The following is a 6,000-nucleotide window of genomic DNA, read 5'->3' as shown; positions in this document are numbered from 1 at the left end:
AACACCTGCAGAACGCCTTCAGGAAGAACTGGCCGATTTACAAGCAGCTTAAGGTGTTTTGTTGGTTCTATAGGATAAGAGAATAGATTAGCTGAGTCAAGAGCCGCTTTGCTCCTTCTCTTGACTCAGCTAACCTATCCTCTTGGGTCAGAACCACCAACAACTCACCTGAAAAATGGTAAGGGATGAAACACTCCCTGCCGTCAATGGCTTCAAAGCATTGGTAATACTGGATTATTGAGTAATTCGCTGTCTATAAAGGTTTTTAAAATTTTTTATGCATTTGATATTGCAATTAAGCGTTCGAAACGTTTGGATAATTTTTAAACAAAAAGATTGCATACGTAAATTAGTTTTTATATAATAGGAAAGAAATAAACTTCTGTTGAAAAAAGAAGTGAGTTTTTTTAGTAAACAAACAGTAAAAAAATACAGAATAAGACGGAGGAAATAAACATGAGAAATAAAATCAAACAGTTGTTGAAAAAAGAAGGCGGATTTACATTAGTAGAGTTGCTAGCGGTTATTGCAATTTTAGGATTTATTGTAGCGATTTCGATTCCATTGGTTGGGAATGTTGTTTCTAAGGCTAAAACGGATACAGAAGCACAACAGCAAGAGCTGGTTATCGATGCTGCGCAAATGTACTTCTTACAAGAAAAAGATCCGGTAAGTCCTGTCGATATAGCTACTTTGAAAAACAAGGGGTATCTAGAAAAAAAATATAAAGGTACATCACCAGAATCTATAACAAAAGCACAAGCAGAAGCAGGGGAATTGACAACAACAACACCGTAACACCCATTCAAATACATAGAAAGACTCCTTCGTGGGGTCTTTCTTGCTTATCAGGAGTTTTTTTATGCATACAATCATAACCGTTATTTTTTTCATCTACGGCTTGGTGTTCGGGTCTTTTTTTAATGTGGTGGGGTTGCGGGTGCCGAACGGGTCGTTGTTGGCTCAAACACGTTCCTATTGCGACACCTGCCAGCGGACTTTGACTTGGAAAGAATTGATTCCGGTCTGGTCTTTTGTGCGCCAAAGCGGCAGGTGCCGTGAATGCAAGGAAAAAATTTCGCTGCTGTACCCGATCATGGAGCTGGCGACCGGCCTCTTGGCGGCCTTCACTTACTACCGCTATGGTTTGACTGAACAAACGCTTCTGGGTGCGCTGCTGATCGCGCTCATCATTCCGGTCACGGTATCGGATTTTGCCTACAGTAAAATTCCCAACAAGCTGCTTTTGTTTTTCACGCCTTTGTTTGTGGCGGTGCGCTTGCTGTATCCGCAGCCGTCTCTGTGGATGTCATTGGCGGGAGCGGGTCTGGCTTTTATTTTGGTATTCGTGGTCATCCTTGCATCGAACGGAGGCATGGGTGCTGGTGATTTGAAATACTTCACTTTATTGGGGTTCATTTTCGGACCTGTTCATTTTTTGCTCTTGTTCTTTTTGGCCACACTTTACGGCGCGATCGTTGGGATGATCCTGATGAAGCTGAAGGGTGGCGATCGGAAAATGACGATACCGTTCGGGCCGTATATCGGTCTGGCCGCAATGACTGTTTTTTATTTTGGCGAAGCGTTGATTCAGTGGTACTTGGCATTTTTCAGTTGAGTCGGATCACTGTTTATGTTTCGGAGAGGGAAGGAGGTACATGATGTTATTTCAGAAAAAACCATTGCTTTATTTTGAATTTTTGGAGCGACGGATCCGCTATCTGGTCATGGATGCGCAATCCCGGACCATACTGGAGAAAAATGAGATTTTGTTTGACACCGAGATCCTCCATGAAGGGAGAATCATCAATCAATCGTTGCTGGAGAATCGCCTGAACGCGCTGGTTACCGAAAAAAAATGGAAAAATGCTCAAGCATCCATTCTCTTGCCGGACGATTTTGTCATCGTGCGGGAGGAAAAGATACCCGTACAGTTGGCACCGTCAGAGATCAGGGCGTATGTTGCCTTGCATATGGGCCAGCTGATCCGCTCGCCGTTCAAGGAGACACGTTTTCATTTTGAGTTGCTTGAAGCTAGCGATATGGATCAGAACATCCTCTTGATGCTCTATCCGCAGGAAGTCATTTTTGAGTACGAATCCTTATTGGAGAAGGTAGACTTGAATCCGATCTTGGCGGATATTTCTTCGCTGTGCCTGTACCGGAACATCCGGCAGCAGACTGATTTGGAACAGACTCCAGATAAGCATGTGATGGTGCTGCAATGGAGTCCGGTGGATCATACGATCATGGTTTTCCACCGTGATTTGCCTAAATTTTCGCGCCATTCACGCATAGCCCGTTTGGTTGATTTGTGGGAAATCGGTCCGGAAGGCGAATGGGTCTGGAAGGACGATCAGGAGTCTTTTGAAGAGACGATCACGGATATGCTGGATGTTTTGGAAAGACTGTTGGAGTTTTATCGTTATTCTGTGATGAACGGTCAAGGCGGCGTGACGGACATCGTTTTGGCAGGCGATTTCCCGTATCTGGATAAGGTAAAGGAACAATTATCCCAGCGCTTTTTCCTGCCGATTCACCTGCTGCAGCCGTCTGAAGAAATCAACCCCAAATTTTTGCCTTTATACGGGCTCGCAACGAAGGAGAAGCAGGCCGGTGTTCCGAAGAAAGTTGCGCAGAAAAAAATGAAGCGTACCGCAAAAAAAGTACAGGAGGAAAAGGAACATGTTTGAAGTCAATTTTTTTGAAAAAAAACAGCAGAATTTTCTTCCTTTTGTGCTTGGCGGTGCTTTCCTTTTCCTGTTTATTCTGATGGGTATCTATTTTTTCTCGGCGCAAGCGTATTACACAAAAGCGGAAATGCGTGACCGGGAGTGGCTTCAGACCGAGGAAGAGCAGTTGAGTATTTCGCGGCAAATGCAGGAATACGCACAATTGACGGATCGGACGGCAGAGAACAAAGCCACTTTTGAAGCGAAACAATATCCGATGGCCTTCGTGGCAAAGGCAATCATAGCGCAAGTTCCGAACGGGGAACAGCATGTGGCTATTTTCAATAAAAATGAAACCAATCAGATCACCTTGGTGTTGGAGGGACTGACCGTCACGGAAATCTCCGAAACTGTCGAAAAGTTTAAAGCGTTGGCGTATGTTTCGAATGTCCAGCTCATCCGCATGGAAAATCAAGTGGACGGAGCGGGTTCGACGGTCGAACTCTGGCTGGATCTGGATGAAGCGGCGTTGCGAGAGGAGGTTCTTTCATGAAGCTGAAATGGGATCGGCTGTCTATTTTATTGGCTTTTGTGATGGGACTGATGGTTCTGGCGGCTTTCGTTTTCGGGCACGTGTATTTTCTCGCTCCGATTAAGCAAGGAGCTGATCGTGCAGCACAGCTAGTAGCAGAACAAACGAGCTTGCTGGCCGATTATCCTCCAGAAGCAACGTTACTGGAGGAGTACCGTCAAACTTACGAAGAGACTTGGGAGTTTTTACCTGAAGGCGAAAGGGTCGACCAAGAACTGGTCATTATGGAACAGCTTGCGGCCGAAGAGAATGTGCTGGTGCAACAAATCGTGCGTGCAGAAGAACCCGAAGCGATCGAAGGACTTGATGAAAGTTACCGTAAGAGCACTTATGAAGTGGAAATGACAAGCACTGCTGCAGGTAATCTGCAGAGACTGGTCGAAAGGCTCGAGGGCTTGGAACGCATCTGGAATATCCATTCTTTTGGGTTCGAAAAGCTTGGCGAGGAGTCTTTCAGCGGTACTTTCACTTTTGAACTGTTTTATTACGTAGCTGAATCCGAAGACGCTCAAAATTGAATTTTTTCATACATCATTAAAAAACGAGCGGCACCCTCACAAGAAAATGTGAGGGTGCTGCTCGTTTGTGTTATCCCATAGTGAGGCGAACAGAAGTCCTTGCATTCAGGCATTGAACAGTCAAGGTGAGCCAGATCAGCCATCGACTCCCAAAACTTCACCAGTCTCAGCGTGAATCTTCACTTCGGCATCGTGTCCTTGGAACTCGACTTCATAAACAGGAGCATTTCCGTGATCATCATTATTGTCCAGTTTCCAGCCTTCAAACGCTGAAGCATCGGTGTTGATGCGTTCCTGGGCGATCCGAATGGCCTCGGCAGGAGTGATCAGATTACCGAAGGATAGGTAGCCGTCGTCATCGTGATCGTTATTTTCACTATCTTCCTTCAGGATTTCTTCGGTCTCGGCATCAACACGAAGCTCATATTCGGTCTGTCCGACGACACCTTTGATTTCATAAGTGTAGTCGCCGAAATCTTTGTCGAAGTCGACTTCTTTGATCTGGGCATCCGGATATTTTTCCATGAAAATTGCGACGGCACGGTCCAAGGATACGCTGCTGTAGCCTGTTTCGGCCGGCAATGCATCATCGGTTGCGACCGCAGTACTACTTGTGTTCGCCGGATCCATCGTCTCGGTACTGGCTTCCTGCGCCATTGAGGAACTGGTGATCGAGATCTCATCAGTGGTGTTCGCGTTATCTCCGCACCCAGCGAGCGTCAAAACCGCCAAGCCGGATAAGGCGATATACTTCCAATTCTGCATCATTTAACATCATCCTTTCTTATACAAGGATAAGGCAAACAACATTTTGGATCAAACAAAACGGCCTTCGTAGGAGGAGCGAAAGCAAGTATGCTAGGCCGGAGGATCCGGCCGCAAAGGGCAGGTTACCTCCGGCGAAGCCGTGCGTCCTTGGAGGTAATACTGGGAAGAGATGCACCAACTCCTGTAAGGAAGTCTTCACCGGAGGACAGCAAAAGAAGTGGGCGTCAACTCCTGCGACCCCGCCGCTCGCAGGAGGAGTGAAAGCAAGTATGTTTGGCCGGAGGAGCCGGCCACTAAGGGCGGGCTACCTCCGGCGAAGCCGTGCGTCCCCGGAGCTAATGCTGGAAAGAGATGTACCAACTCCTGTAAGGAAGGCTTCATCGGAATACAGCGAATGAAGACCGCGTCAACTCCTGCGACCCCGCCGCTCGCAGGAGGAGCGAAAGCAGGTATGTTAGGCCGGAGGATCCGGCCGCAAAGGGCAGGTTACCTCCGGCGAAGCCGTGCGTCCTTGGAGGTAATATGGGAAGAGATGCACCAACTTCGGTGAGGAAGTCTTCCCCGGAGGACAGCCAAAGAAGCCAACGCCAGCTCCGGCGACCCAACCGCTCACCGGAGCAGCAAGCAAAATCTTCAGCCTACAGACTACAACGCACCTCAACTATCTGATATACTGAAAGGAACATTCAGTCGGAAGGAAAGGAGGCGCTGCCGATGAAAAGAGAGCGACGCATTTATGATTGGCTACCGGTAATCGCATGGATGATTGTTATTTTTATGCTTTCGGCTCAACCGGCAGATCAGTCCATCATTTTGAGCGGAAGCGTGACACGCTTTTTGGCGAACGGACTCAATCAGCTTGCTGCGCTCATCGAACATTTCACGCGTGCGCAGGGAACGGTCGTGTTTTTGGCAGGCATTCTGGTGCTGATCCATCTGCTCGAAACACAACAGGATGAACCGGAAATTTTCGGCATCAAGAAACGCTGGATCATCAGTGGAACCGCCATTTTTTTGGTGATGGCGATCGGTCTGTTCCTGTTCGTCGATTTCGTGCAGGACACCAGTTTTTCCTACGCAGGCAGATTGATCCGGAAATCCGCCCACTTCATCGCGTATCTGATCCTCGGTTTCCTGGTTTCGCATGCAATGAAGAACGAGGCCTCCACCGCGACCGCCTGGAAACGGAGAGGTGCCAGCCTACTGTTCTGTGTGGTATATGCAATCAGTGATGAGTTTCATCAACTATTCGTGCCCGGCCGCGGCCCAATGCTGAAGGATGTCCTCATCGACGGATTAGGCGCGGCAATCGGAATCCTGCTTTATGTGGGTGCCAGAGAATTATGGCTGCGTTGGAAAAATAAATAGCCTGGGAACACTTAATCATCAGTGTTTTTCAGGCTGTTGACATTTATGCTTTTAATGGAAAATTAGGTATTACCGGGAACTT

General features: G+C 47.5%; 7 protein-coding genes. 6 read left to right on the top strand and 1 reads right to left on the bottom strand.

Annotation, left to right across the window (positions count from 1 at the left end):
• Positions 1-456 precede the first annotated feature (456 nt).
• The 5 genes from TES5_RS02275 (at position 457) to TES5_RS02255 (ending at position 3,782) form a co-directional block, all read left to right on the top strand.
• Complete coding sequence (locus TES5_RS02275) at positions 457-798, top strand: competence type IV pilus major pilin ComGC (protein ID WP_068559283.1); 342 nt, start codon at positions 457-459, stop codon at positions 796-798.
• Between the two features lie 64 nt (positions 799-862).
• On the top strand, positions 863-1,618 hold the full coding sequence (locus TES5_RS02270) for a prepilin peptidase (RefSeq protein WP_068559282.1): 756 nt from the start codon (positions 863-865) through the stop codon (positions 1,616-1,618).
• Between the two features lie 43 nt (positions 1,619-1,661).
• Positions 1,662-2,693 carry a type IV pilus biogenesis protein PilM gene (gene pilM / locus TES5_RS02265; protein WP_068559280.1) on the top strand — a complete coding sequence of 344 codons (1,032 nt, stop codon included), beginning with the start codon at positions 1,662-1,664 and terminating at the stop codon, positions 2,691-2,693.
• On the top strand, positions 2,686-3,225 hold the full coding sequence (locus TES5_RS02260) for a hypothetical protein (RefSeq protein ID WP_068559278.1): 540 nt from the start codon (positions 2,686-2,688) through the stop codon (positions 3,223-3,225). The genes pilM and TES5_RS02260 overlap by 8 nt, the downstream gene beginning before the upstream one ends.
• Positions 3,222-3,782, top strand: coding sequence for a hypothetical protein (locus TES5_RS02255; protein WP_068559276.1), 561 nt, complete (start codon positions 3,222-3,224; stop codon positions 3,780-3,782). The genes TES5_RS02260 and TES5_RS02255 overlap by 4 nt, the downstream gene beginning before the upstream one ends.
• Before the next feature lie 135 nt (positions 3,783-3,917).
• Here the strand turns inward: TES5_RS02255 and TES5_RS02250 are convergent, their stop codons facing one another.
• Positions 3,918-4,550 (bottom strand): PepSY domain-containing protein, encoded by a 633-nt coding sequence (locus TES5_RS02250; RefSeq protein ID WP_068559274.1) that lies wholly within the window; start codon positions 4,548-4,550, stop codon positions 3,918-3,920.
• A 714-nt stretch (positions 4,551-5,264) separates the two neighbouring features.
• On the opposite strand from TES5_RS02250, the gene TES5_RS02240 reads away from it, so the two are divergent.
• Positions 5,265-5,918, top strand: a complete 654-nt coding sequence (locus TES5_RS02240) for a VanZ family protein (protein ID WP_068559270.1) — start codon at positions 5,265-5,267, stop codon at positions 5,916-5,918.
• Positions 5,919-6,000: the final 82 nt, after the last annotated feature.

The organism is Trichococcus sp. ES5 (genome assembly GCF_900067165.1).
Classification (GTDB): domain Bacteria; phylum Bacillota; class Bacilli; order Lactobacillales; family Aerococcaceae; genus Trichococcus; species Trichococcus flocculiformis.
Note: the sequence above shows the minus strand (reverse complement) of the source record. Positions and strands in the feature narration are given on the sequence as shown.